Below are 21272 nucleotides of genomic sequence, written 5' to 3' on the forward strand. Positions count from 1 at the left end.
ACTGCCTTTCAAGCCGGGAATTCACTGAGGCCGAAGCGGGTGGTTAGGGTGGTTTGCGACGTGCCGCTGACCAGCGGGCCGAGCGCGACGAGCATGCCGAACAACAGGCAGATCTCGATACAATAGACCGCAACATATCCGGTCACCGGGCCAGCCAGAGTTGGACCCAGGCGGTTGTCGATCGCCGCCGCCGAAATCGCATCGCGGGCGAATGCGCCGACGGCAATCGCCAGCCCGGCGGCGGTCGCCTGGACCGCGCCCCATGCGCCGAGAGCGAGACCGTTGCGACCGCCGCCTGCGTCGGTATCGGCGATCGCCATCGCCGCGGTCAGCGTGCCGACCGAGAACAATCCGCCGCCCAAGCCGATAAATGTTGCGCCGGCTGCAAGCAGGAGCACCGAATGGAGCGGCCCGGCAAAGATCACCGACAGAAACGCGGCGACGCCGATCACGCCGCCATAGCCCGCCAGTCGATGCGGATCGGTCCCTTGGCCGAGATGGCGCGCGGCATAGGCGAATCCCGCCAGCATCCCGACCGCCCACAAGGCGGTGAGCGACGTGGTCGACCCGACCGACAGACCGAGGATCTGACCGCCATAAGGCTCGAGCAAAACGTCCTGCATGCTGAAGGCGGCGGCACCAAGGCCGACCGAAACGAGCAGCCGCATCGTCTTTGGCCGGGCGATGAAGACCGCCCAGATTTCGCGGAACGGCAGCGCCGGAATTGCGCTCTGCGTCGCCGACCGGTTGCGCGCTTCCTGCTTCCACAAGGCGATCACGTTGAGAACCATGGTCAGCACCGCCGCGCCCTGAACGATCTGAACGAGTTTCGTGGGGGTGAAGTCGGCCAGCAAACGACCGATCACGATCGCGCTGACCATCGTCCCGATCAGCAGCATGACGTAAAGCAAGGCGACAACCCGCGGTCGCGCGTCTTCGGGTGCCAAATCGGTGGCGAGGGCGAGCCCCGCCGTCTGCGTCGTGTGCATCCCCGCACCGACGAGCAGGAACGCGAGCCCGGCACCAATTTGTCCGACTACCGCGGGACCTTTGCCGCCGCCGGTCATCACCAGCAACGCGAACGGCAACAAAGCCAGCCCGCCAAACTGCATCAAGGTGCCGAACCAGATATACGGCACACGCTTCCAGCCGAGCAGCGACTGATGCGTGTCAGAGCGAAAGCCGATCAGCGCGCGCAACGGCGCGAACAGCAGCGGCAGCGAGACCATGATCGCGACGACCGACGCCGACATCCCCAGTTCGACGATCATCACGCGATTAAGCGTGCCCGTCAGCAGGACTGCGGCCATGCCGACCGAAACCTGAAAAAGCGACAATCGCAGAAGGCGGCGAAGCGGCAGTTCCTTCGTCGCGGCATCCGCGAACGGCAGGAAGCGCGCGCCGAGACGGTTCCAGAATGCGCCGGTCTTGAGCGAGGCGATACGAGTCATTTCCGCAGCGCCATCGGGCGCGATCTGCGGCGCCAGTGAACTCTTCAGGGCAGCGAGATGGCTCATCCCGGCATGATCTCCAAGGCGTGGCTGGTGTAGAAACTGGCGGAAATGCGACGGTCGCGGCCGATGCGCGCCTGGGGCATTGCGGTGTTGATCAGCGCGCGCAGCCGGGTGTCGCGCACCGGGCGGATCGCAGGCGAGCGGTCGCTGCGTGGAAACAACCGGCCCATGCCGAGCATCGCGCTGAGCAACACGGTTTGCGGGGCAAAGGTAAAGACGATCGAGCCGCGTGTGCGCCGCGCCAGCTGTTGCAACACGTTGACGATGTCGGCGGCCTGATAATGGATCAGCGAGTCCATCGCGACAACGTGATCGAAGCTGCCCAGCGCCGGATCGAGCATGTCGCCGACGCGCCAATCGATGGCGGCCGCGGCAGGCGCCCGGTCCTGGGCAATCTTCACGAGGCTGCCCGCGACGTCGATTGCCACGACTTCGGCCCCGCGCGCGGCCGCTTCCACCGCCAGCGCACCCGTACCGCAGCCCGCGTCAAGCAAGCGCAAGCCACGCATGTCCGCCGGCAGCCAACCGAGCAGCGTGTCGCGCATCTCGCTGCGTCCGGCGCGAACCGTCGCGCGAATACCGCTGACCGGCGCGTCCGACGTCAGCTGCTCCCACGCCTTTGCCGCGGTGCGGTCGAAATAGGTTTCGAGATTGCCGCGAAACCGGTCGTACGTCGCCGTCGTCATCTCATTCGAACCCCAGGAATTCGAAGATATCGCGATCCTTCATCGGGTTTGCGTCGAGCGGTTCGCAACCGGCCCACATGGTCGCGGCGAGGCGTTTATACTCGTCACACGCGGCGGCGACCTCGGGGGTCTGTTCCATTTCGAACAGGGTGCATTTTTTGAGGCGGCTGCGGCGGATCGCGTCGAGATCGGGGAAATGCGCGAGGGTCTTGAGGCCAGTCGCTTCGTTGAAGCGGTCGATCTCGTCGGTTGCGGCTGACCGGTTGGCGATGACGCCCGCCATGCGCACGTCGTAATTCTTCGACTTGGCCTTGATCGCCGCGACGATGCGATTCATTGCGAAGATGCTGTCGAAATCGTTGGAGGCGACGACCACCGCGCGCTCGGCATGCTGCAACGGTGCTGCAAACCCGCCGCACACGACGTCGCCGAGAACGTCGAACAGGACGACATCGGTTTCTTCCAGCAGATGGTGCTGTTTGAGCAGTTTGACCGTCTGCCCGACGACATAGCCGCCGCATCCAGTGCCCGCCGGGGGGCCGCCGGCTTCGACGCACATCACGCCGTTATAGCCTTCGAACATGTAATCCTCGGGTCGCAATTCCTCGGCGTGGAAATTCACCGTTTCGAGGATGTCGATCACCGTCGGCATCAGTTTTTTGGTCAGCGTGAACGTGCTGTCATGCTTTGGGTCGCAGCCGATCTGCAGCACGCGCTTGCCGAGCAGGGAGAACGCTGCCGAAAGGTTCGACGAGGTGGTCGACTTGCCGATGCCGCCCTTGCCATAGACGGCGAATACCTTCGCATTGCCGATGCGGTCGCTGGGGTCGAGCGCAACCTGGACGCTGCCGTCGCCGTCGAGGCCAATCTGGTCGCGAACGCGTGTGGGGGGATCGAGTAATGCCATGATCTTGTTCCTTATGCCGCAACCGCAACGACACCCTCGAGACGATCCTCGAGTTCATCGCTGGCGGCATGGAGTGCGGCGAGCGTCGCCGCGTCGGGTTGCCAATAATTCCGGTCGGATGCTTCGATCAGGCGGTTGGCGACACGCGCCGCCGCCTTGGGGTTAAGCGCCGCGATCCGTTCGCGCATCGCGGCGTCGAGCACATAGGTCTCGCCGATCCGCTGATAGACCCACGGATCGACCTCGCCCGTCGTCGCCGACCAACCCATGGTGGTGGTGACGCTGCCTTCGATTTGGCGGACGCCCTCATAGCCGTGGCGCAGCAAGCTTTCGGTCCACACCGGGTTGAGAATGCGGGTGCGGGTTTCGAGCGCGACCTGTTCCTGCAGCGAGCGAACCTTGCCCGCACCTTGTGTCTGGTCGCCGATATAGACCGGCGCAGTTTGGCCACCCTTGGCGCGAGTCACGGCGCGGCTGATCCCGCCGAGCGTATCGACATATTGATCGATACTGGTGATGCCGAGCTCAACGCTTTCGAGATTTTGATAGGCGCAATCGACGGTCTTCAGCGCCGCTGCGAGGACCGCCGCCTGACGAACCGGTGCGCCTTTGACGCCGTAAGCAAAACCCTTCTGCCGCTCGAAACTGTCGGCCAGCTCGTCGGGATCGGTCCACGCGCCCGTGTCGATCATCAGATTGACGTTCGCGCCATAGGCCCCTTCGGCATTGGAAAACACGCGCAACGCAGCGGTTTCGATATCGCAGCCATGTTCGGCGCTGTGCGACAAAGCGTGGCGGCGGATGAAATTGAGCGCGAGAGGCTCATCTGCTTCGGCCGCGAGCAACGCCGCCTGTGCCAGCATCCGTGTTTGCAGCGGGAGGAGGTCGCGGAACACGCCCGACAAAGTGACGACCACATCGATCCGCGGGCGACCGAGTTCGGCGAGGCTGACCAATTCGGCGCCCGCCAAGCGGTTGTAGCTGTCGAAGCGCGGGCGCGCGCCCATCAGCGCCATCGCCTGGGCGATCTGCGCGCCTTCGCTCTTGAGGTTGTCGGTGCCCCACAACACCATCGCCACTGTTTCGGGCAGATGCCCGGAATCGGCGAGGCTGCGGTCGATCAGCCGCTGTGCCTGCGCCGCGCCATCGCGAACGGCATAGGCCGAAGGAATGCAGAACGGGTCGAACCCGTGAATGTTGCGGCCAGTCGGCAGGATCTCGGGCGAGCGCAGCAGGTCGCCGCCGGCCACCGGCAGAATATAGCGTCCGTCGAGCGCGCGGACGATGCCGTCAATCTCACCATTGGCCGACAGCGCACGGTCGAGCGCGAGCATATCCTTGAGCAGCGGGGTATCGGCCTTCAGCATGCCGTCGATCAACGCGACGATCGCGTCATGCGCCAGTTTCTCACCGCGCGCATCGGAAGATGCGGCGATCATGTCGATCCGCTCTTCGCGGGTCGCAGCCTCGCCGGCGATGTGCAGCCCCTGCGGGATCAACTCGCGCTCGATCTCGTAGAGCCGTGCGGCCAGCGCCCGCACGTCGTGGCCGTCAAGGTCGAGGGCATCGGCCTGGTCGACGATCAATTCGGCCAGTTCGCGCGCTTCATCGCTGGCGGGCGTCGTGGCCCGCCAGCGCTCGACGGTGGCCTTGAGCGCGGCCAGACCTTTGTACACGCCTGAGTTTGTCAGTGCGGGAGTCAGATACGATACCAACGTCGCGCCCGAACGGCGCTTGGCCAAAACGCCCTCCGACGGGTTGTTGGCGGCGTAGAGATAGATGTTTGGCAAATCGCCGATCAACCGGTCGGGCCAGCATTCGGCGCTCAGGCCGGATTGCTTGCCGGGCATGAATTCCAGGCTGCCATGCGTGCCGAAATGCAGCACCGCATGCGCCCGAAAATCCTCGCGTAGCCAGCGATAAAAGGCCGCAAAAGCGTGTGTCGGTGCGAAGCGGCCCTCGAACAGCAAGCGCATCGGATCGCCTTCGTAACCCAGTGCCGGTTGCAGGCCGACAAAGATCTTGCCGAATTGCGCGCCGAGGATCTGCACCGCTGTGCCGTCGGATTGCAGCTTGCCCGGCGCCGGCCCCCAGCTCGCTTCGATCTCGTCGAGATAGGTTTCGCGGGCGACGATCGTGTCGGCGCTGACCCGGGCGTGGACGTTTGCCTCGGTCCCGTAGCGCGCGGCGTTGCCGCCCAATATGGCGTTGCGGACATCGTCGACCGTCGCCGGCACGTCGACATCATAGCCTTCGCGCTCAAGCCGCTGCAGCGTTGCGTGGAGCGATGCGAACACGCTGAGGAACTGCGCGGTGCCTGCGGCGCCGGCATTGGGCGGGAAATTGAACAGCACCACCGCAACGCGCTTTTCGGCATTTTCGGCACGGCGCAAGGCAATGATCTTGGTCACGCGCGCGGCGAGCATTTCGGCGCGCTCGCTGCACGGTTGCATCGCCCGGACTTCGGTCGCGGCGGGGAAGGTGCAATGCCGTGCGCAGCCGGTGCAGGGCGCGTCGCTGCCGTCCGAACGGCCACCGAACATCATCGGGACGGTACCGCCGTCGAGTTCCGGGATCGCAACCATCATCGTCGATTCGAGCGGGAGCAGACCCTGGCGGTTGGCGCCCCAGGCCTGCAGCGTCTGAAACTCGACCGGATGCGCGGCGATATAAGGGCGGTCGAGCTTGGTCAGCATCGCCTCGGCCGCCGCCGTGTCGTTATAGGCCGGGCCACCGACGAGGCTGAACCCGGTCAGATTCACCACCGCATCGACGATTGGCACACCGTCGCGCATGAACAGCGTCTCGATCGCCGGACGCCCGTCGAGGCCGCCCGCGAATGCCGGGATGACGTTCAGCCCGCGGGCCTCCATCGCCGCGATCACACCATCATAATGCCCGGCATCCTTGGCCAGCACATAGGACCGCAGCATCAGCAGGCCGACCGTGCCCTTGGCATCGCGGTGACGCGGCAATTCGGTCGCGGTCGCGGCGATCCGGTCGGGCAGGGCAGGGTGATAAACGCCCACTTCGGGATAATCGCGCGGCGCTTCGGCCTTCATCGTGCCGCGCAGCGCCCGGCGCTCGCCATCGGCATAGCGATCGATCAAGCCACGGACCATGTCGAAGACATTGTCGTCCGACGCCGCGAGCCAATATTGCATCGTCAGGAAATAGGCCCGCACGTCCTGCGCGGTTCCCGGCACGAAACGCAGCAGCTTGGGCAAACGCCGCAACACCGCCATCTGTCCGGCACCCGAGCTTGCGCCGGATTTGTTTGTGCCGCGCATTTTCTTGATCAGCGACAGCAAGCCGGTGGTGGGCTTGTCCATGCGGTAATCGCCCATGCGGGTCAGCTTGACGATGTCGCCCGCCGACATCAGCCCGACCATCGCATCGCAATCGTTCTGGCGTGCCTGCAATTGCGGCAGGACGGCGCGGACGTGATCTTCGAGGAACAGCATCGTCATCAGGACGATGTCGCCGCGGGCGATGTCGGCATGCGCGGCCGCGAGGGCCTCCGGCTTTTCTTCCCAATCGGCGGCGGCGTGGAAGCCGATCGTGACTCCCGAATTTTCGCGGAGTAGCCGCGCCTGCGCGCGCTGGATCGCGCCCGACAAATGATTGTCGAGAGTGATGATGACCACGCGCACGGGAACCGGCTGCGCGACGGTTGCGGAGGGCGAAATGCTATCGCGCATAATGCGCCTTCGCATCGTACAGCGTGTCGAGCGTGATAGCGGACAGCCCCTGCTCGGTGGCATAACGCTCGGTGTTCCGCCGCGCCTTGCCGCGCACGAAGAACGGGATTTTCAGCAATTCTTTTTCGGCGTCGGCGGTCCAGCCGGTCGTTTCGACTGCAGGGGCCAGCTCACCGTCATCGACCATTGGCTGAACGACAGGTGCCGCCGCCGCATCATGCGCTTTGGCAGGGGCCGAGCCATGACCGAGATGGCTCGCGCCGCTCGCGTCCGAAAATTCGAAATCGTCGCGGAACATCGTCAGCAGATGCTCCTCCAACCCCATCACCAGCGGATGGACCCAGGTGTCGAACAGCACGTTGGCGCCTTCGAACCCCATTTGCGGCGAGTAACGCGCCGGGAAATCCTGCACATGGACCGGCGCGGAAATGACCGCGCAGGGCACGCGCAGCCGCTTGGCGATGTGGCGCTCCATCTGCGTGCCAAGCACCAGTTCGGGTTGCAGCGCGGCGATCGCGTCCTCGACCTCGAGATAGTCGTCGGTGATCAGCGGCTCGACGCCATAAAGTTTCGCCGCGTCACGCACGTCGCGCGCGAATTCGCGATTGTAACAGCCGAGGCCGACGACCTCGAAGCCGAGTTCGTCGCGCGCCACGCGGGCAGCGGCAACGGCATGAGTCGCATCACCGAAAATGAAAACGCGCTTGCCGGTCAGATAGGTCGAGTCGACCGAACGGCTCCACCACGGCATGTTCGACGTGTCGAGCGCCCGCGTTGGGTCGACCCCGGCGAGCTCGGCGACTTCAGCGATGAACTCGCGCGTCGCCGCATGGCCGATTGGCACGGTGCGGATAGTCTTTTGTCCGAAGGTCTTGTCGAGCCAGCGGCACGTCGTGTCGGCGATTTCGGGATAAAGGCAGATGTTGAAATCGGCCTCGCCGAGCAGCGCCAGATCAGCGGGCGTCGCACCCAGCGGAGCCGTCACGTTGACGTCGATCCCCATCGTGCCGAGCAACCGGGTGATTTCGATCACGTCGTCGCGGTGCCGAAAACCGAGCGCCGTCGCGCCGAGCAGATTGACGCGCGGGCGACGCCCCTCGCGTGGCAAAGCGCGTGCATCCTTGTCCGCCAGCTTGCGGACCAATTGGTAAAATGTTTCCGCCGCGCCCCAATTTTCCTTGCGCTGATAGCTCGGCAATTCGAGCGCGACGACGGGGCAGGGCAGTCCCATCGCCTGCGCCATGCCGGCGGGATCGTCCTGGATCAGTTCGGCGGTGCACGATGCTCCGACCAGCATCGCCTGTGGCTTGAACCGCGCATAAGCATCGCGCGTCGCGGCCTGGAACAATTCGGCCGTGTCCTTGCCCAGGTCGCGCGCCTGGAACGTGGTGTAGGTAACCGGCGGGCGCTTGCCGCGCCGTTCGATCATCGTGAACAACAAATCGGCATAGGTATCGCCCTGCGGCGCGTGGAGGACGTAATGGACCCCCTCCATCGCCGTCGCGATGCGCATCGCGCCTACGTGCGGCGGGCCTTCATACGTCCAGACGGTCAGCTGCACGGCGTCAGACCCTCAACACGTCACGCCGCCGCAACGGACGCGCAAAGAGTTCGGCGAGGTCGCCCGCCTGATCGAAGCCGTGAATCGGCGAGAACACCAGTTCGATCGCCCATTTGGTCGTCAGACCTTCGTTCTCCAGCGGATTGGCGAGGCCGAGGCCGCACACGGTGAGGTCGGGCTGCGTAGCGCGGACCCGGTCGAGCTGTTTGTCGACATCCTGACCTTCGCTGATCAACGTGTCTTCGGGCAACAGCGCCAGTTCCTGCTCGAGATGGCGGCGGTGCAAATAGGGCGTACCGACTTCGACCGGGATCATGCCGAGTTCGGTCGCGAGGAAACGCGCCAGCGGCACTTCGAGCTGCGAGTCGGGCAGGAAAGTGATCGTCTTGCCCTCAAGCCGGCTGCGCGAATGTTCGATCGCGCGTTTTGCCCGCTCGCGGCCCGGCGCGATGACGCTGCGAAAGTGCATTTCGTCGACACCAAAGGCGGTTGCGGCGGCGTGCAGCCAATTGGTCGTTCCCTCGGCCCCGAACGGAAATAGCGCGTCGAGCCGCTGTGCACCACGATCTTCCAGCGCGCGTGCCGTCTCGCCGAGGAACGGCTGGGCGAGCAGGAACCGCGTATTGGGGCCGACGGGCGGCATCGCAGCTGCGCGCCGTGCCGGGAGTGAATGGACCGTCGTGATCCCGAGTTCGGCAAAAATCCGCAGGAACTGGTCCTCGACGACATCGGGCAAAGCGCCGACGATCATCAGGCTGGGTGCGTCCGAAAGATCGGCGGCAAGATCGGGCACCAGTGCGGCGAGGCAGGCGTCTTCGCCTTCGGTGAACGTCGTTTCGATCCCGCTGCCCGAATAGTTCAGGATCTTGGTGCCGCCGGCATGCTTGACCGACAGCCGCGCGGCGGCGCGCGACAGATCGAGCTTGATCACTTCGGACGGGCAGGAGCCGACTAGAAACAGCAATTTGATTTCGGGCCGGCGTGCCAGCAGGCGATCGACCACACGGTCGAGCTCCTCATTGCAATCGGCCATCCCGGCGAGGTCGCGTTCCTCGATGATCGCGGTGCCGAAACGCGGCTCGGCAAATACCATCACGCCCGCCGCCGATTGCAGCAGGTGGGCGCAGGTGCGCGAGCCGACGACGAGGAAGAATGCGTCCTGCACCTTGCGGTGCAGCCAGATAATCCCGGTGAGGCCGCAGAACACTTCGCGCTGGCCGCGTTCGCGCAACACTTCGCGCTTGGACGAAGCCGGCGCGCAGTCGCTGCCGGTCGGCAGGGACGGGACCGCCAACGTCATTGCGTCACCGCCAGGGCTGAGCCCATCGAGCCTTGCAACCGCGCGGCGCGCAGCTTGAGCAGGAACTGCGTCGCGTTGATCGCGTAACTGGCGTAAGCGGCGAGCGCGAGGATCATTCGCCCGCGCTCGGTGCCGATGCCAAACGCCAAAGTGATGAGATAGGCCGTGTGCAACGCCAGCACGAGCATCGAGAACACGTCTTCCCAGAAGAACGCTTCGGCAAACAACCATTTGCCGAAGACCACTTTTTCCCAGATCGATCCGGTGATCATGATCGCATAAAGCGCGCACGTCTTGATGACGACCGAAGCGGCGGCGACGCCCGAGCCTTCTCCGGTCACCAGATAACGCACGACCAGGACGACGCTGACCAGGAGAATCAGGAATTGAATCGGCGCCAGGATACCTTGCACCAGGGTCCAGCGGCTGGAGTCCCGGCGGCGACGTTGCTCGGGCGTGTAGAGAGGGCGAGCCGTGCCAGCCGGCATTTTCGCGAATGTGAGGTTTTTGACCTGCATCGCCTTGAACAACCCTCCGCCGTTGCATGCAGACTAGGACTGCGGATCGGCAACCGTCAACCTAAATTGACGTCCAAACTATTTGACACTCGAATTCGTTCGACGCCCGTTGTCACGCGCGTTTGATAGGCATAAGCTCCGAGTCGCGGGGCATTCCAAAACTAATGGCGGCCCAGGTCAGGAGTAATCTTCGACGAGCTTGGGAGAGCCGGACAATGGCATCGTCCGTACAGTTTAGTGAGAGTGGATGGCAGCGTGAAAACGGCGGAGACCGGTCGGGAGCGTCTGTGGGGTTGCGACGTCGATTTAACGGAAATTCGGAAAGCCTCGCCCAGTTTCGCGTGCGTGCGGATGTCGATTACGACCGTTCGTTGTCCAAGCTGATCCAGAGCGAGATCATTCCGCGGTTGATGGTCGCGCATGCCCCTGCGTCATCTATCCCACGGCCCGCCGAGACGGACCTCACATTCGTCGCCGCCGATGTCGAAGCGTTGGCAATGCTGGTGCTGCAAGTCGAAGCCGACGAACTTCTGACCCACATCGAAGGGCACCTTGCGCGCGGCGCCGGGATCGAAACCGTAATGGTCGACCTGCTGGCCCCGGCGGCGCGTTTGCTCGGCGAATATTGGGAGGATGATCGCTGCGATTTCGTCGACGTGACCATGGGGTTGTGGCGGTTGCAGGAAGTGGTTCACGAAATCGCGACGCGCAGCCCGGACGGCGGGCTTGAGCCCGCGGTCGGATGCCGCGCCTTGTTCGCCTCGATGCCCGGCGACCAGCATAGCTTCGGCGCACTCGTCGTCGATGAGGTGTTTCGCCGCGGCGGTTGGGTGACCGCGCGACTGAGCGAAGCCGATACCGATGAACTGGTCGGTCGCGTCGGTAGCGACTGGTTCGACATGATCGGATTGACGGTCAATTGCGATTACCATATCGCCCCGCTGCCTTCGCTTATTGCTGCACTGCGGTGTGGCTCGAGAAATCCTCGTGTCAGCATCATGGTCGGCGGCAGGATGTTTGGCACCGATCCCGATCTGGCGGACCAGGTTGGGGCCGATGGTACGGCCAGTGATGCGAAACTCGCCTTGATCGTGGCGGCGGATTTGGTCCGCGCACGCAAAGCGGAGGTCGTGGACTTCACTTAACAGTCGATAGGTTCGGACGTGGACGTCATGAGATGAACAAGCCTATCGCCCCGCCCCGCATGACGGGCTTTGCGCATTCGGAAACGATGCCGGGTCCACTGTCGCCGAGCAGCGCGTCGTCCATCCTGGCGGCCGTTGGTGATGTGACGTTTATCCTCTCCCCGGCGGGAAAGATCCTCGATATTGCGGTCGCACAGGGCGAATTGGCCAGTCACGGCTTTGCCAGTTGGGTCGGCAGCGACTGGGTCGACACCGTCACGCCGGAAAGCCGCGGCAAAGTGGCCGAGATGCTGGCCGACGCCGTCAAGGACGGTGCGACACCGCGTTGGCGGCAGATCAATCACCCCGCGGCGGGCGGCGATGTGCCGGTACGTTACATGGTCATGGCACTGGACGAAGGCTCTCGACTTGTCGCCGTGGGTCGCGACATGCGTGGCGCGGCGATGATGCAGCAGCGTTTGCTCCAGACGCAGCAATCGCTCGAGCGCGATTACATTCGTCTGCGCCAGGCGGAGACCCGCTATCGTTTGCTGTTCGAGATCGCATCGGAACCGGTGCTGATCATCGATGCTGCGACGCGCCGCATTCGGGAGGCCAATCCGGCGGCGCACCATATGCTCGATGCCGATGATGGCGCGCTGATCGGCGATCAGGCGCAGACGATCTTCGATCCGCGCGACCGCGACGCGTTCGTGGCCTATCTCGGGGCGGTCGAGGCAGCCGACGATGTCGCGCCGGTGACGCTGCGCCTGAACAATGCGCGGGGCGCAGCCGATATTTCCGCACGCCTGTTCCGGCAGGCGCGCACCGCGTTGTTGCTGGTGCGTATCACCGCCGAACAGGACACTGTCGCCGATCACCATCGTCACGATGCGACGTTGCGCGACGTCGTCGAACGGATGCCCGATGCGTTCGTGCTCGCCGATGCCGATCTGAACATCCTGACCGCGAATGCCGCGTTCATCGAGATTACACAGATGCCGTCGATCGACCGGATCAAGGGCGCGCGGCTGGGCAGCTGGCTCGGCCGCCCGGGCATCGACCTCGAATTAATCATCGGCCAGTTGCGCGAGCATGGCTCGGTCCGCAACGTCGCCAGCATCTTGCGCGGATCGGCGGGCACCGAGGAGGAGATCGAGGTTTCGGCGGTCGTCGCGCCGATGGGCAGCACGACCTGTTATGGCTTCACGATCCGCAATGTCGCCCGCCGATTGCGCGACGCACCGGCGTTGGTCCGCGACGCGCCGCGCTCGGTCGAACAGCTGACCGAATTGGTCGGGCGGATGTCGCTGAAGGAGATCGTCCGCGAATCGACCGACTTGATCGAACGCCTGTGCATCGAAGCGGCGCTGGAATATACGTCGGACAATCGCGCATCCGCGGCTGAAATCCTCGGGCTCAGCCGGCAAAGTCTTTACTCGAAGCTGCACCGTCACGGCCTCGGCAATCTGGTGGCTGGCGACCAGTAAAGGGTGTCAATTTGGTTTGACGCCCCACGGTGTGTGACCTAGCTTGAACTCATGGATCGCCTGAGCGCCGCGCCGATTGTCCACCGGCCGCCTGCCGCCCGCGACGTCCTGGAATTGCTCAAGCCGATTACGTGGTTTCCGCCGATCTGGGCGTTCATGTGCGGCGTTGTTTCGTCGGGTGTCCCGATCGCCGAACGCTGGCCGTTCCTGATCGCCGGTGTGCTGCTGACTGGGCCTTTGGTGTGCGGTACCAGCCAGGCGGTGAACGACTGGTTCGATCGACACGTCGACGCGATCAACGAACCCAAGCGACCGATCCCGTCAGGGCGGATTGCCGGGCAATGGGGCTTGCGGATTGCGATCATCGGCACAGTGCTGTCGCTTGCCGTTGCGGCCGTAACGGGCCGCTGGGTGCTCGCCGGGACCGCCGTCGGTCTCGTCTGCGCATGGGGTTACAGCGCGCCGCCATTTCGTTTCAAGGTGAGCGGCATCTGGGGCCCGGCCGTGGTCGCGCTGACCTATGAAGGCCTGACCTGGTTTACGGGGGCCAGCGTGATGGCCGGCGCTTTGCCTCCGACGCATGTCCTGATCATCCTCGCCTTGTACAGTTTCGGCGCGCACGGGATCATGACCCTTAACGATTTCAAGGCGGTCGAGGGCGATCGTGCGACGGGACTGCGATCGCTGCCTGTCGTGCTCGGCCTCGATCGTGCGGCAAAACTGGCGTGCGTGGTGATGGCGTTGCCGCAGCTGATTGTCGTGGCGTTGCTGGCCGCCTGGGGTCATCACCTCGCCGCGGCGATCGTTGCCGGTTTCGTCCTCGGCCAATTTGCGCTGATGCCGCGACTGCTGTCCGATCCGCGCAAACACACGCCGTGGTATAATGCGACGGGCACCACGCTTTACGTGCTTGGCATGCTGGCATCGGCGTTCGGGCTGGGCGGAGTGTTGGGACTGTGAGCCGGGTGTCCGACTCAAAGCTGCCACTGGGTTGGGCCGGAATTGTCCGGCTCGGACTCGTGCAGAGCGCCATCGGCGGCATCGTGATGCTGGCAACCTCGTTGCTCAACCGGGTCATGGTCGTCGAATATGCGCTGCCCGCGGCGTTGCCGGCGGGGCTGGTCGCGTGGCATTATGCGGTACAGCTCACGCGGCCGCTTTGGGGACACGGCTCCGACCGCGGACGGCGGCGGACGCCATGGATCGTCGGCGGCATGGCCGTGCTCGCAACAGGAATGTTGCTCGCCGTGGCGGCGCTCGGTCTGCTCGCGACCCATACAGTGGCGGGCTATCCGCTCGCGATATTCGCCTTTGCGATGGTCGGCGCTGGCGTCGGCGCGGCGGGAACGTCGCTGCTTGCGCTGCTGGCGACCCGCGTCGCTCCGGAGCGACGCGCGGCGGCGGCGTCGATTACCTGGATCATGATGGTCGCCGGTATCGTCGTCACTGCAGGCTTTGCGGGTTCGCTGCTTGCCCCGTTTTCCCTGGCACGGCTGGCGGCTGTGACCGGCGGGATTGCGGGTGCCGCGTTCCTTATCGCAACGTTCGCGGTTTGGGGGATTGAGGGGCAAGTCACGGAACCAGCGATAGCCATCCCCGTCGCGGTCGGACCTGCTCCGGGCTTCGGATCGGCGTTGCGTGAGATGTGGGCCGACGATGAGGCGCGCCGGTTCACGATCTTCGTCTTGCTGTCGATGTTCGCATATTCGATGCAAGATTTGATCCTCGAGCCCTTTTCCGGGCTGTTATTCGGCTTCACGCCTGCCCAATCGACGCAATTGTCCGCGGTCCAACATGGCGGCGTTCTGGTCGGAATGATTCTGGTCGGTGTCGGCGGCGGTGCGTTCGGCGGCACGCGCCGGTGGGGCATGGGGCGCTGGATCGTCGGCGGATGTGTTGGTTCGGCTTTGGCTCTGGCAGGGTTGGCGGTCGCCGCACGTGTCGGGCCCGCCTGGCCGCTTAGTGCCAATATCGCGGTGCTTGGATTCGCCAACGGCGTGTTCGCAGTGGCCGCCATCGGCGCGATGATGGGATTGGCTGGAGCGGGAGGATCAAACGCACAGGGCGGGCGCGAAGGCATTCGCATGGGCGTGTGGGGTGCTGCGCAGGCGATCGGCTTTGGCGCGGGTGGGTTGATCGGCGCCGTCGGTCTCGATGCCGGCCGGGCGATCATCGGATCTACGCCAAAGGCCTTCACAATCGTCTTTGCGATCGAAGCGGCATTATTCCTGGCGGCGGCGATTCTGGCGATCAGCGCGGCGTCGCGCGCCGCACCACGGCCCTTGGCCAGCCTGGCGGCGTGACAGGTCATACCTATGACAGCGTCGTCGTCGGCGGCGGACCCGCTGGCGCAACCGTCGCAACCGAACTCGCTCGCTCCGGACGATCGGTCCTGCTCCTCGACCGCGGCGGGCGGATCAAGCCGTGCGGCGGCGCTATTCCGCCGCGCCTGATCCGCGACTTCGCTATCCCCGACGATGTTATCGTCGGTCGCGCGGTTGCGGCGCGGATGGTCGCGCCATCCCAAAGGGCGGTCGATATGCCGGTCGGCGGCTTTGTCGGCATGGTCGATCGCGAAGTGTTCGACGAATGGCTGCGCAACCGCGCCGCCGAAGCCGGGGCGGAGCGCCGCACCGGCAATTTCGAGCGGCTCGATCGCGATCCGGATGGCTGCGCAGTCGTGGTCTATGTCGACGAACGGGGCGGGATCGAACAGCGCATTCGGGCGCGCGCTGTCGTCGGAGCAGACGGGGCGCGCTCGGGTGTTGCGCGGGCGGCACTCAAGGGTGCCGAACAGACCCCGTTCGTCTTCGCCTATCATGAGGTAATTCGCACCCCAAAGACAGATGACGCGGGCTTCGACCGGAGCCGCGCCGACGTCTATTATCAGGCGGAACTGTCGCCCGATTTTTACGCTTGGGTGTTCCCCCACGGCGATACCGCCAGCGTCGGTGTCGGCAGCGCAAGCAAGGGGTTTGGCCTGCGTGAATCGGTTGCACGATTGCGTTTTCGCACCGGGCTTGCGGGTTGCGAAACGATCCGCAGCGAAGGTGCGCCGATCCCGTTACGGCCGCTGCGCAAATGGGACAATGGCCGCGACGTGGTCGTTACCGGCGACGCGGCCGGGGTCGTTGCGCCGGCGTCGGGGGAAGGGATTTATTACGCGATGACGGCGGCGCGATATACCGCCAGCGCGGTCGAGGACTTCCTCGTTTCGGGCAATCCAAAGGCTCTGGCGGGCGCGCGGAAGCGATTCATGCGCGCCAATGGCACGACATTCTGGATTTTGTCCGTCATGCAGCATTTCTGGTATCACAACGACCGGCGGCGAGAGCGTTTCGTGACCATGTGCGCCGACCGCGATGTGCAGTTATTGACGTGGCAGGCTTATATGAACAAGCGTCTGGTCATGGCTCACCCGCTCGCATATTTTCGGATCTTCCTGAAGGATATGTATCATTTGCTGCAATCGAGAGGGTGAGCGGCGATGAGTCGTTCCTGGCTGGCCCCAACCATTATCGCCGCAGTCGCCGTGATCCTGGTCGCGGTGATGGGGGGGACGATGACCGAGATCGGAACGTGGTACCGGTCATTGGTCCAACCACGCTGGGCGCCGTCGGATGAGGTTTATCCGCTCGCCTGGACGCTGATCTATGCCCTTACCGCGCTGGCGGGGGTCGCCGGCTGGCTGACCACGCTGGATTGGCGCGAGCGCGAATGGATGATCGGGATGTTCGCGCTCAACGGCTTCCTTAATATCGTGTGGAGCCTGTTGTTCTTTCGCCTGCACCGCCCCGATTGGGCGTTGATCGAGGTCGCCGGGTTATGGCTGTCGATCGTTGCGCTCATCGTGATCTTGTGGCGGCGAACCATGTGGGGGGCGGCGTTGCTGATCCCGTATCTGTTGTGGGTGACGTTTGCCGGCTATTACAACATGGTCATCGTGCGGCTTAACGGGCCGTTCTCCTGAACGCGATCGTCGACTGGCTGTTTGCCCAAGGCCATGCCGTCGATGTGATCTTGGGCGTGCTTGCCGCCGAATTCCTGTGGCTAACAATCAAGGCTGGATGGCCCGTGCAAGTCGCCTTATGGCGCTTGCTGCCGGGTGCGTTGATGATGGTGGCGCTACGGACGGCGTTGACCGGTGCCGATTGGCGATGGACCGCGCTGGCGCTGGCGCTGTCATTCCCGGCGCATCTTGCCGATCTCTTCACGGGTCCACGACCCAAGGGGTGATGCCTTCAGCGAAACCGAGGTTCCGCCAAAGGCATCACGAAGGGCTCACATTCCCGAATTCTTCTTCAGATAAGCAATGACGTCGGCGCGCTTCTGCGGATCGGAGAAGCCGGCAAAGGTCATCTTGGTCCCCGGAACCACGCGTTGCGGCGCTTCGAGATACTGGAACAGCTTTTCTGGGGTCCAGGTGATCCCGCTGCCCTTATTGGCGGCGGAATAGGTGAACCCGGCAACCGTGCCTGCCTTGCGGCCGACGACATTATGCAGCGACGGCCCGATCTTGTTCACGCCTTCTTCGATGGCGTGACAGGTCTTGCACGTGATGAAATCGGTTTCACCCTTGGCGGCGTCACCGGTGTAGCTGGCATATTTAACACCGCTGACCGTATCGGTGTTGTCGGCAGCAACCGCGGCGGCGGGAGCCGCAGCCGGAGTCGCCGCAGGGGTTTCCGCCGGTGTCGCCTCAGTAGTCGTGGTGGTGGTAGTCGCGCTGGTATCCTCGGCCTTTTTCGAACACGCGGCCAGCCCCATCGAGGCTGCAATACACAGTGCCAGGCTTCCTTGAAGAATTGTCGCTCGCGAACGCATTATCGGCTCCTCCTCATTGTGGCTTTTAGACGATTATCTGTATGTTTGGTTGCAACAACTGTCCAACCTTCTTTACGGTCGCCCCGATTGCGGGCCGGCCGTGCGAAAATCTGGCGCACAGCGATCCAAAAAGGGTGGTGCGGGCGGTGGGAATCGAACCCACACTCCTTGCGGAACCGGATTTTGAGTCCGGCGCGTCTACCAATTCCACCACGCCCGCGCAGCGGAGGCGCGCCTAGCAAGCACTATGCCGCCGCGCAACTACGCGCGACATTGTCTTTCGCCGCCGGAAAGCGCCGGCAAGAATGCGATGATCGTACAAACAACGACGGCAGTCACCCCCGCAGCACTCGTCCAGATCGCGGTGATGTGGCGACCCCAGCTGAATCCACCGACCATTTGGTTCGAGAGCAATGCGATCAACGCAAAACCGAACAGCGTGAATATCCACCAGCCGGAATGACCACGACTGTGGAGGCGCCGCACACCAAGTGCCCAGTTCGGGTACCAAAGGAGCAGTGTCGCAAGGAGAGATACCGGTTCATGTATCGTTGTGACCGATCGAGCCACAATATCGCCGATCGAGACCGGAATGCTGATCAGAAGCGTCAGCAGGGTGTAGAGCCAGAATTCTTTCAGCGACGATTGCCCTTCGAAATCGGCATAGTGACGTAGCGGGCGAACCATCAGACGGAGCTTTTCCATCAGTTGCGCGGGGCCTGCCGCCGATAACTCAGCGCTTCGGCGATGTGGATGCGGCCGACGGCGTCGCTGCCTGCCAGATCGGCGATCGTCCGCGCGACACGCAGGATGCGGGTGTAGCCGCGCGCGGACAGGCGCATGGCTTCGCTGGCTTGCGCCAACAACTTTCGACCGGGTTCGTCGGGGGTGCAGTGCTGTTCGAGCAATTCGCCATCGACTTCGGCGTTGGTGCGCGGGCCGCCCGGGCCATAGCGCGCGGTTTGGACTTGTCGTGCAGCTTCGACGCGGGCGCGGACTTCGGCCGAGCCTTCTGCCGGTGGCGGGAGCGTGAGGTCGGCGGCGCTGACCGCGGGGACATCGACGTGCAGATCGATGCGGTCGAGCATCGGGCCGCTGACCTTGGCCTGATAATCCGCCGCGCATTTCGGCGCGCGACTGCAGGCCAGCGCCGCATCGCCCAGATGTCCGCAGCGGCACGGGTTCATCGCCGCCACCAACTGCACGCGTGCCGGATAAGTGACATGGGCATTGGCCCGCGCCACCGTGACGTTGCCCGTCTCCAGCGGCTGACGCAGCGAATCGAGCACCGCGCGCTGAAACTCGGGCAGCTCGTCCAGAAACAGAATGCCCAGATGCGCCATGCTCACTTCGCCTGGCCGCACGCGTAAGCCCCCACCGGTCAGCGCCGCCATCGACGCCGAATGATGCGGGCTGCGGAACGGCCGCGTGCGGATCAGGCGCCCGCCCGACAATTCGCCCGCGACCGACTGAACCATCGACACTTCGAGCGCTTCCGCCGGCGTGAGCTCGGGCAAAATCCCCGGCATGCACGCCGCCATCAAAGATTTGCCCGCGCCCGGCGGTCCAACCATCAGCAGATTGTGCCCGCCCGCCGCGGCGATTTCGAGTGCGCGCTTGGCGGTCTCCTGTCCCTTGACCTGCGCCAGGTCCGGGCCGTGGTTGCGTGCTTCGACCTCGCCCATCGGCGCGGGTGGCAACAGGCGCGATCCCTTGAAATGGTTGAGCAACGGCAGCAGCCCGGGCGCGGCAACCACTTCGACATTGCCTGCCCAGGCGGCTTCGGGACCCTGGACTTCGGGGCACACCAGCCCGCGCCCGGTTTCGGCGGCATGCATCGCCGCGAGCAACACGCCGGGCGACGGCCCGATCCGCCCGTCCAGCCCAAGCTCGCCGACGACGACATAGCCGCTCAGCGTTTCGGCATCGACGATGCCCATCGCACCGAGCACCGCAAGCGCGATCGGCAAATCGAAATGGCTGCCTTCCTTGGGCAGATCGGCGGGCGACAGGTTGATGGTCACGCGCTTGGGCGGCAGCGACAGGCCGATCGCGGCGATGGCGGCACGAACGCGTTCGCGGCCTTCCTATGCCGCCTTGTCGGGCAGCCCGACGACGATGAAGCCGGGCACACCGGGAACGAGGTTGCACTGCACCTCAACGCCGCGCGCCTCGAGCCCCAGATAGGCGACCGTCGGCACCGTCGCGACCATGCACTTTTCCCCCTTTTGTTCCCTCAGCGTCGCATCACGATATTTGGGATGGCCGCAAGTGCTAAATTCAAATCGTTGACACGCCTAGAGTTTTTACGCAGCGTCACATTGTGGTCGCACACCTGCTCGCAAGGAGACGGAGCTGTTGCGCCAAGAAATCGCCTATGGATTGATCATTCTGCTCATGGCTGGCGCGATCTTGCTGATCGCCCGGTGGCGGCATGACAGTCCGGAACGGCGATATCGCCGCCAGCAAAAGCGCGACCGCGAGCGTTACCGCGCAATGAGGGCTGAAAAGACCGGGCGGCACGACGACCGACCTTAACGGCGCGCGACGTGTCTTGCCTTTGCAACACGCCTTGCCCACATCAACGCCATGCGAGACGGAATGCGACGGCGCTGGCGGAGCTTTGAAGCGAGCGATGGCGGTCGGCTGACGCTGGTCGTCACCGGCATCTTCCTGATGGCGATCTCCCCATTGATCGGCGCGTTACCTGGCCCGGGCTTCATCATCGTCTTCCCGCTGGGACTGGGCATGACGCTCCGGTATTCCAAGCTGGCAAAGCGCCTGTACGTGCGGTTCAAGCGGCGCTGGCCCAAACATGGCAGCTGGGTCGATTGGGGTTTGCGGCGCGCGTCGGCCAAACGCCGGGCAGAGCTGGAGAAGGCGCAGGTTGCGCCCTCAATTGACTCCGCGGGGTGATTCCGGCATGAGCGCCGCTGACCGGTCGTCCGCAGGGGCGGCCTTTTCTATTTCACTCGAAGGCCCGACCGATGAAGCGCACGTTCCAGCCCAGCAATCTCGTCCGCGCGCGGCGCCACGGTTTCCGTCATCGCATGTCGACGGTGGGGGGTCGTTCGGTGATCCGCGCGCGCCGCAATCGCGGCCGCAAGAAGCTGTCGGCCTGATCACGCTGAGTCGCCGCGCGGATTTTCTCGCGGCGAACAAGGGGCGGCGGCGGGTTACGCCGGGCTTCATTCTCCTGACGCACATCCGTGAAGGCGATGCGGAACCACGCGTCGGCTTCACCGTGACCAAGAAAATCGGCAACGCGGTGGTCCGCAACCGGATGAAGCGGCGCTTTCGTGCGCTCGCCCGCGAAGTCATTGCGCCCGTTGCTCAGAACAATCGCGATTATGTACTGATCGGTCGCGCTGGCGGTATCGAGCGGGATTATGCGACGCTGGCCCGCGAACTGGCGGCGGCGCTTTGATCGCCCGTTTGCTCATTCTCATCGCGCGCGGGTGGCAATTGGCGCCGTCGCGCATCCTGCCGTCGACGTGCCGGTTCATGCCCTCGTGTTCGGCCTATGCAATCGAGGCGCTGACCCGCTATGGGGCGGCGCGCGGCGGCTGGCTGGCCGCGCGGCGGATTGCGCGGTGTCATCCGTTTGGCGGGCATGGCTACGATCCCGTCCCAGATAAGAATTGAAA

The 21272-nt window shown here is 64.3% G+C and carries 21 protein-coding genes, 1 tRNA gene and 1 pseudogene; 12 read left to right on the forward strand and 11 right to left on the reverse strand.

From position 1 onward, the window contains the following. Positions 1-8: 8 nt before the first annotated feature. Genes ACM9ME_RS00825 through bchF form a run of 7 tightly spaced genes read right to left on the reverse strand, consistent with a single transcriptional unit; the run spans position 9 to position 10157 of the window. Positions 9-1517 carry a PucC family protein gene (locus tag ACM9ME_RS00825; RefSeq protein ID WP_415641510.1) on the reverse strand — a complete coding sequence of 503 codons (1509 nt, stop codon included), beginning with the start codon at positions 1515-1517 and terminating at the stop codon, positions 9-11. Beyond that, entirely contained in the window at positions 1514-2200 is a 687-nt protein-coding gene (gene bchM, locus ACM9ME_RS00830; RefSeq protein ID WP_415641511.1) for a magnesium protoporphyrin IX methyltransferase, read from the reverse strand. The genes ACM9ME_RS00825 and bchM overlap by 4 nt, the downstream gene beginning before the upstream one ends. Position 2201: 1 nt before the next feature. After that, a complete protein-coding gene (bchL, locus tag ACM9ME_RS00835; RefSeq protein ID WP_415641512.1) occupies positions 2202-3107 on the reverse strand; it encodes a ferredoxin:protochlorophyllide reductase (ATP-dependent) iron-sulfur ATP-binding protein in 906 nt (301 codons plus the stop codon). Between the two features lie 11 nt (positions 3108-3118). Next, positions 3119-6808: a magnesium chelatase subunit H gene (locus ACM9ME_RS00840; RefSeq protein ID WP_415641513.1), complete on the reverse strand. Its 3690-nt coding sequence runs from the start codon at positions 6806-6808 to the stop codon at positions 3119-3121. Further along, positions 6798-8369, reverse strand: a complete 1572-nt coding sequence (gene bchB / locus ACM9ME_RS00845) for a ferredoxin:protochlorophyllide reductase (ATP-dependent) subunit B (protein ID WP_415641514.1) — start codon at positions 8367-8369, stop codon at positions 6798-6800. Before bchB ends, ACM9ME_RS00840 begins: the two co-directional genes overlap by 11 nt. Positions 8370-8373: 4 nt before the next feature. Beyond that, on the reverse strand, positions 8374-9669 hold the full coding sequence (locus tag ACM9ME_RS00850; protein ID WP_415641515.1) for a ferredoxin:protochlorophyllide reductase (ATP-dependent) subunit N: 1296 nt from the start codon (positions 9667-9669) through the stop codon (positions 8374-8376). Further along, complete coding sequence (bchF, locus tag ACM9ME_RS00855) at positions 9666-10157, reverse strand: 2-vinyl bacteriochlorophyllide hydratase (protein ID WP_415641748.1); 492 nt, start codon at positions 10155-10157, stop codon at positions 9666-9668. The genes ACM9ME_RS00850 and bchF overlap by 4 nt, the downstream gene beginning before the upstream one ends. 317 nt (positions 10158-10474) lie before the next feature. Here bchF and ACM9ME_RS00860 point away from each other — a divergent pair, with 317 nt between their 5' ends. From ACM9ME_RS00860 to ACM9ME_RS00890, 7 genes are read left to right on the forward strand one after another with little or no spacing between them, the layout of a single operon-like run. Next, positions 10475-11332: a cobalamin B12-binding domain-containing protein gene (locus ACM9ME_RS00860; RefSeq protein ID WP_415641516.1), complete on the forward strand. Its 858-nt coding sequence runs from the start codon at positions 10475-10477 to the stop codon at positions 11330-11332. Positions 11333-11364: 32 nt separating this feature from the next. After that, positions 11365-12801, forward strand: coding sequence for a transcriptional regulator PpsR (gene ppsR / locus ACM9ME_RS00865; RefSeq protein ID WP_415641517.1), 1437 nt, complete (start codon positions 11365-11367; stop codon positions 12799-12801). Positions 12802-12852: 51 nt separating this feature from the next. After that, the gene (chlG, locus tag ACM9ME_RS00870; RefSeq protein ID WP_415641518.1) at positions 12853-13761 is read left to right on the forward strand and encodes a chlorophyll synthase ChlG; all 909 of its coding nucleotides are present in this window, start codon (positions 12853-12855) and stop codon (positions 13759-13761) included. A gap of 59 nt (positions 13762-13820) precedes the next feature. After that, on the forward strand, positions 13821-15104 hold the full coding sequence (locus tag ACM9ME_RS00875) for a BCD family MFS transporter (protein ID WP_415641519.1): 1284 nt from the start codon (positions 13821-13823) through the stop codon (positions 15102-15104). Beyond that, positions 15101-16282 carry a geranylgeranyl diphosphate reductase gene (locus ACM9ME_RS00880; RefSeq protein ID WP_415641520.1) on the forward strand — a complete coding sequence of 394 codons (1182 nt, stop codon included), beginning with the start codon at positions 15101-15103 and terminating at the stop codon, positions 16280-16282. Before ACM9ME_RS00875 ends, ACM9ME_RS00880 begins: the two co-directional genes overlap by 4 nt. 6 nt (positions 16283-16288) lie before the next feature. After that, entirely contained in the window at positions 16289-16771 is a 483-nt protein-coding gene (locus ACM9ME_RS00885) for a TspO/MBR family protein (protein ID WP_415641521.1), read from the forward strand. 44 nt (positions 16772-16815) lie between these two features. After that, positions 16816-17037: a hypothetical protein gene (locus ACM9ME_RS00890; protein WP_415641522.1), complete on the forward strand. Its 222-nt coding sequence runs from the start codon at positions 16816-16818 to the stop codon at positions 17035-17037. Between the two features lie 45 nt (positions 17038-17082). Here ACM9ME_RS00890 and ACM9ME_RS00895 read toward each other — a convergent pair whose 3' ends face one another. The 4 genes and pseudogenes from ACM9ME_RS00895 to ACM9ME_RS00910 form a co-directional block, all read right to left on the reverse strand. Next, positions 17083-17625, reverse strand: a complete 543-nt coding sequence (locus tag ACM9ME_RS00895; protein ID WP_415641523.1) for a c-type cytochrome — start codon at positions 17623-17625, stop codon at positions 17083-17085. 135 nt (positions 17626-17760) lie between these two features. Continuing rightward, positions 17761-17845 (reverse strand) — tRNA-Leu (locus ACM9ME_RS00900). Between the two features lie 41 nt (positions 17846-17886). Further along, positions 17887-18330 (reverse strand): DUF805 domain-containing protein, encoded by a 444-nt coding sequence (locus ACM9ME_RS00905; RefSeq protein WP_415641524.1) that lies wholly within the window; start codon positions 18328-18330, stop codon positions 17887-17889. Beyond that, positions 18330-19838: pseudogene (locus ACM9ME_RS00910) on the reverse strand (YifB family Mg chelatase-like AAA ATPase). The gene ACM9ME_RS00905 and the pseudogene ACM9ME_RS00910 overlap by 1 nt, the downstream one beginning before the upstream one ends. 145 nt (positions 19839-19983) lie before the next feature. On the opposite strand from ACM9ME_RS00910, the gene ACM9ME_RS00915 reads away from it, so the two are divergent. From ACM9ME_RS00915 to yidD, 5 genes are all read left to right on the forward strand, one after another. Then, positions 19984-20163 (forward strand): hypothetical protein, encoded by a 180-nt coding sequence (locus tag ACM9ME_RS00915; RefSeq protein WP_415641525.1) that lies wholly within the window; start codon positions 19984-19986, stop codon positions 20161-20163. Between the two features lie 63 nt (positions 20164-20226). Further along, positions 20227-20541, forward strand: coding sequence for a hypothetical protein (locus ACM9ME_RS00920; protein WP_415641526.1), 315 nt, complete (start codon positions 20227-20229; stop codon positions 20539-20541). Between the two features lie 71 nt (positions 20542-20612). Beyond that, the gene (gene rpmH, locus ACM9ME_RS00925) at positions 20613-20747 is read left to right on the forward strand and encodes a 50S ribosomal protein L34 (protein ID WP_415641749.1); all 135 of its coding nucleotides are present in this window, start codon (positions 20613-20615) and stop codon (positions 20745-20747) included. Between the two features lie 5 nt (positions 20748-20752). Beyond that, positions 20753-21052, forward strand: coding sequence for a ribonuclease P protein component (gene rnpA, locus ACM9ME_RS00930; RefSeq protein WP_415641750.1), 300 nt, complete (start codon positions 20753-20755; stop codon positions 21050-21052). Then, positions 21049-21270 carry a membrane protein insertion efficiency factor YidD gene (gene yidD / locus ACM9ME_RS00935; RefSeq protein WP_415641527.1) on the forward strand — a complete coding sequence of 74 codons (222 nt, stop codon included), beginning with the start codon at positions 21049-21051 and terminating at the stop codon, positions 21268-21270. The genes rnpA and yidD overlap by 4 nt, the downstream gene beginning before the upstream one ends. Positions 21271-21272: the final 2 nt, after the last annotated feature.

The organism is Sphingomonas antarctica, assembly GCF_965137005.1.
Lineage (GTDB): Bacteria > Pseudomonadota > Alphaproteobacteria > Sphingomonadales > Sphingomonadaceae > Sphingomonas_O > Sphingomonas_O antarctica.